Origin of the sequence: Streptomyces sp. NPDC088354, assembly GCF_044753585.1 — a bacterium.
Lineage (GTDB): Bacteria > Actinomycetota > Actinomycetes > Streptomycetales > Streptomycetaceae > Actinacidiphila.
On sequence record NZ_JBIVNJ010000107.1, the window covers coordinates 1 to 5,046 of the forward strand.

4 protein-coding genes and 1 pseudogene are annotated in these 5,046 nt (G+C 67.0%); 4 read left to right on the top strand and 1 reads right to left on the bottom strand.

The genetic code is table 11. From position 1 onward, the window contains the following. Both ACIP98_RS41770 and ACIP98_RS41775 read left to right on the top strand, forming a co-directional pair. The coding region (locus ACIP98_RS41770; RefSeq protein WP_401982048.1) for an ATP-binding protein at positions 1–121 on the top strand (121 nt) is incomplete at its 5' end. A gap of 3 nt (positions 122–124) precedes the next feature. Continuing rightward, the gene (locus ACIP98_RS41775) at positions 125–913 is read left to right on the top strand and encodes a hypothetical protein (protein WP_319663754.1); all 789 of its coding nucleotides are present in this window, start codon (positions 125–127) and stop codon (positions 911–913) included. Positions 914–1,301: 388 nt separating this feature from the next. On the opposite strand, the gene ACIP98_RS41780 is transcribed toward ACIP98_RS41775, so the two are convergent. Continuing rightward, positions 1,302–1,640: a hypothetical protein gene (locus ACIP98_RS41780; RefSeq protein ID WP_401982046.1), complete on the bottom strand. Its 339-nt coding sequence runs from the start codon at positions 1,638–1,640 to the stop codon at positions 1,302–1,304. 860 nt (positions 1,641–2,500) lie between these two features. Here ACIP98_RS41780 and ACIP98_RS41785 point away from each other — a divergent pair. Continuing rightward, positions 2,501–3,978: pseudogene (locus ACIP98_RS41785) on the top strand (ISL3 family transposase). Positions 3,979–4,216: 238 nt separating this feature from the next. Continuing rightward, positions 4,217–4,861 carry a GntR family transcriptional regulator gene (locus ACIP98_RS41790; RefSeq protein ID WP_319663756.1) on the top strand — a complete coding sequence of 215 codons (645 nt, stop codon included), beginning with the start codon at positions 4,217–4,219 and terminating at the stop codon, positions 4,859–4,861. Positions 4,862–5,046 lie beyond the last annotated feature (185 nt).

Here is a 5,046-nt window from a genome sequence, read left to right on the forward strand (position 1 = left end):
CCTGGCCACCGCGATCCTCGACCGCCTCCTGCACCACTGCGAGGTCGTCCCGATCAACGGCAACAGCTACCGACTCAAGAACCGCCTGCAAGCCAACCAGCGAGACACCGACGTGGCCTGAGCCATGGTGCAGACAACTTCGTACTCGATGGTGCACTCAGACGAGTACGCGGACAGCTCTATCTGCCACCGACATCGCCTCCCGCCGGGTCGTCGGCCAGGATCCCTGGAGTGGAGGTGGTCGCCGACGCGGTCGACGCCCCTGGTCGGCAGAGCGAGGCCATCGCCTTCGGGCCTGGCCGCCCTGGACAGCGGTGACGGGGTCTACGACGACTGGGCGCACGCCGAGACCCGCGAACTCACCGAGATCGTCTGGCCGTTCCGCGCCCTGGACTTCCTTCAGGGCGGCATCACCCCGCCCCGCTGCGAGGGCCACCAGGGCTTCTGGGACCGGTTCACCTTCGCCACCGACACCCCGCCGATGTTCTACGCCGATTCCAACCTGCACGCCGACCGCCTCACCCCGGCCCACTACGCCCTGCCCGCCTCGGCGACGGCCGCCTGGCAGGAGGTGCACCTGTTCGACGCGCACCACGACGCCGGCTACCCGCACCAGGACGGCCCGAGAACCCTCCAGGAGTGGAACGCGCGCGGGCAGTTCTCCCGCGAGGACTGGATGCTGGTCCACTACGCCCGGGGCACCCGGCTCACCCTGACCTACCCGGCCTGGCGGCCCGCCGGGGAACGCACCCCGCCGATGGTCCCCCGGACATCAGCATCGACGACCACACCCCGGTCCCCTCGGCCTTCGCGGAATGTGAGGGACAGCCCAGCCCCTCCGGTCATCCCGGCCGGCAGCGCCGGTAGTGTCACGCCTGGCCGCATGGCCGGGGCACGGTTGCCATCCGGATAACCCTTCCGTGCCGGTCCAGGTCCCCGGGACATCCCGGGGACCTGGCGCCGCGCCCGGCGGTGGGCTGCTACCAGCGCATGCCGGGTGCGTGGAGGTCGGCCTGGCCATCTGCGACGGCCACCGCTACTACGAGCGAGCGGCGCGGCCTACCGGGAGATCGGGGACGAGGCAGCGAGCCTGCGCTGTGAAGCCGCCATTTGACGAACCTTTCCGTCCACCACGTCGTGGCGGCGCAGCAGTGGGCCGGTGTCGTTGACCTCCTCCGCCGGTTACTTGTGACGCGAGTGGCGAAGGCCGGTGTCAACGCCGTTCAGACCGGCAGCTTGGGCGAAGGGCTCCAGCGCGTGTGATGCGCCGGAGCCTCTCGTGGGCAGCAGCACGAGTCAGGTCAGTAGGCGATCGATCCCTTGGTGCTGAACTGGAATTGCACTATGAATCTGGTGCCGTCCTTGACGTCGGTGGCGGCCAGACTCCAGGTTCCGACCGTGATGTCGCGGTAGGCATTGCAGTAGGAGCTGCCGCTCGTGGGGTAGAAGCAGGTGCGCACGGGCACGAAGTCGAACCCGCCGCCGGCTGCGATGGACGGCTTGACGTTGATGTCGTTGCAGTTGGACGTGGCGTAGGCGTAACCGGATGCGGGCCACACGTATTCGTTCCCGTTGTCGACGGGAGTGAAGCTCTTGGCAGTACCCAGGCAGGTTGCTGCGCTGGCTGGCGTGGTGGTCATGGCAGTGAGCCCACCAGCCGCCAGAGCCGCGGCCGCCAGGGTTGCAAGGATCCGACGTGCTGACATGTGCGTTCCCCTCTCGATTCGTCTCCGGCGCTCCCGTTCCCCGCCGGCCCTTCGAAGACCAGGCGGCAGTATGTCGTGGACACGATCGTTTGGAGAAGAGTCAGATTCAGCCGCTGCCGACGAGTCGGCTCTCGGAAGTCGGCGCGACCTCCGGCGCTGCGCTTGCCGCAGGTGCAAGGCGCTGACCATGGGTTTCTCGTTCCCCAGCTCGACTTTCGACGTTTTCGTCGATCGTCGTGTGGGTTGCTCGGGCGGGTGATGCAGCACCGACCTCGGGCCTCCCTGACCCGCTACGAAGCGTCCTCTGTGTTCCCGTTGCTCGGCGGCTCTGGACCAGTGAAGATCCCTTGCTGCGGTGACGAAGGCAGTCGATCCTTTGGCCATGGGACCCGAAGTGCAGACGTTCGTCGCCGACGGCCCGCTTCCTGGCTGGGAGGCGAGCGAAGGAGAGGTCGAAAGGCGTGACCAGCAGCTTGGCGCGATCGCCAGGCCGGTCACCAGAGAGGAAGCGAAGCTCGTCTCTTGTTTGGTCCGGGCGACTGCTACGGCGTCGCCTGGACTCTCCTGCACCTCATCGAGACGAGCCCTAACCCCGTCCTGACTACTGCACCTGGGCCGGACGCCAACGAGTGGCACCAGCGCCTCTACGATCGCGCCGTGTTCGGAAGCCTCCTACCTGGAATTTGACGGCAGGGTCTGTCCATTGAACGGCTCTGGCTCGTAGTCGGTGGTGACGCCGAGTAGCCGACCTTGATCATGATCTTGTGATGGGTATCGACTCCCTTGTAGGGACGGTGTTTTCAGGGCTTTCGGCGGTGGTCGTCGAGGACGTGGCGGACGGCGGTGACGCGGTGGTGATCACGGCCCGCTCTCCAGATGTGGCGGTGCGGTGTCCGGTGTGCGGGACGCCGACGGCGAAGGTACACGGGTACCACCGCCGAACGGTGAGGGACGTGCCGGTCGACGGTCGCCAGGTCGTTGTCCACTTGCGCGTACGGCGGCTGGCCTGTCCGGCCCTGGGCTGCCGACGGCAGACCTTCCGCGAGCAGATTCCCGGACTGCCGGAGCGTCATCAACGCCGCGGACGGTTCGGCTTGCCGGCCAGATATCCCAGGTGGCGCGGGAGCTATGCGGCCAGGCGGCCGTCCGCCTGGCCAGCCTGCTGGCCGTGCCCGTTTCCCGGAGTACAGCACTGCGCCATGTGCGGCGCCTGTCGCTGCTGCAGCAGGCGGTCCCGCGGGTGATCGGCGTGGACGATTTCGCCCTGCGCCGCCGCCACCGCTACGCCACGATCATCACGGATGCCGAGACCGGCCGACGCGTCGCGGTCCTGCCCGACCGCGAGATGGTCACCTTGGAGTCCTGGCTGCGCGAACATCCTGGCGTCGAGGTCGCGTGCCGGGACGGCTTCGGCCACCTAGGCCGAAGCCGTCCGCCGTGCCCTGCCAGACACCGTGCAGGTCAGCGACCGATGGCACCTCTGGCGAAATCTCTCCGACAAAGTCCAGATCGAGGTCCGCACCCACGCCGGATGCTGGGCCACCATCAACCCGCCACGCCCCGGCGGAGTACGCGAGCAGACCACCCGCGAAGGCTGGAACAAAATCCACGATCTCCTCGGCCAGGGAGTCGGCCTGCCCGACTGCTCCCGCCGCCTGGGCCTGGCCCTGAACACCCCCAGGCCCTGCGCATCGCCCCCGCCTACCGGCCCACCATTCGTCGACCCCTATCCGCGAGCACCTGCGCCGACGCCGTGCCGAGGATCCCGCCGTCCCGGACCCACCTCCTCCAAGAGATGCGGGAGTTGGGCTACACCGGCAGTGCCAACCTGCTGGATCCGCTACCTCAACCAGGGCCGCGCCGAGGGCGAGCGCCCCGTCACCACCACGGTCACGCCAGCCGCCTCCTGCTCACCGACCCCGAAAATCTGCGCCCGAAGGAACCGACCCTGCTGGAGAAGATCGCTGCGACCTGCCTGGAGATGACGGCACTCGCCGATCTCGTCCGCGGCTTCGCCACCCTGCTGAAACCGGCCGAGGGCAACGACGTGAAACTCACCGAGTGGATCACGACCGTTCAGGCCATCGACCTCCCTCACCTGCGCAGCTTCACAAACGGTCTCGAAATCGACCGGCCCGCCGTGAACGCCGGCCTCACCTCGCCGTACCGCAACGGCCGCACCGAAGGCGTCAACACCCGCACCAAGAGGATCATGCGACAGATGCACGGACGCGCCGGATTCGACCTCCGCCACCGCATTCGTCTGCCCTGACCGCCCAGGCGTCACCACCGACGACGGGCCAGAGCCGTTCTTTGTACAGTCCCCGCCCCGGGTGCTGCGGGGACACCTTGATCTTGAGCGACGGCGTATCGGTTTGGCGACACGTAGAGCCGACATTGTCGCCAATCAGCTGCTACATTGTCGCCATGACGGTTGACAATGACTTCGTGCCACACCTAGCGTTGACAGCGTCAGGAAGTGCACCTTTTCAAGAAAGATCATGCTTGTCGTGAAACGTCAGGATGTTGAAGTCGAACTGCGTGAACGCGTACTGCGCGGGGACCTGGCTCCGGGTGAGCGCCTGCCGGAGGTACAGCTGGCCGAGGAACTGGGAACCACCAGATTCGCGGTCCGGTCCGCCTTGCAGGCCCTGGAAGCTCGTAAGCTCGTCGAGCGTCTCCCCAACGCGGGGGTGGTGGTGGCGCGACTGAATTACGACCGCCTGCAGGAGATCTACGACGTCCTGGAGCTCCTTGAAGGATTGGCCGCGCGGCTCGCCGCGCGGAAGTCGCAGCCGGCCGACTGGGCCGAACTGCAGGAGCTGTTCGCCGAGGCCGGCCCCCTGGACAAGGCTGCCGACGACGATGACATCGACGCTTTCCTGGCGGCGATCGACCGGTATCGCGACACCGTCATCGAACTGGCCGATCAGGCTTTCCTCGCCGAGATGCTGGCCGGCGTCCGCGACCAGTCGCACGCGCTCCGACGCCGCATCCTCATGACGCCGGGGCGTATGCGGGAAAGCCTTGCCGAGCACCGCTTGGTGATCGAAGCTCTCGTGCGCGGAGACGCCGAGGGTGCCGAACAACTCAAGCGGCACAACATGCAGACCGCGCGCAAGCGGCTCCACCGGTACCGGGACTTCCTGGTCTGAGGGCGGCAACCACTGCGCACAACATCCCATGGACTCTCAGAAAGCAGCAAAGTGTCCCACCATCACAGTGCACGCAGGAAGGCCCTGAAGTGAACCGTTCCGGGTTCGGTAGGGACTCGATCGTTTGAGAGGATCGAGTCATGGCACGTCCTTCCCAGTACCCGCTTGAGCTGCGCCGTCGTGCG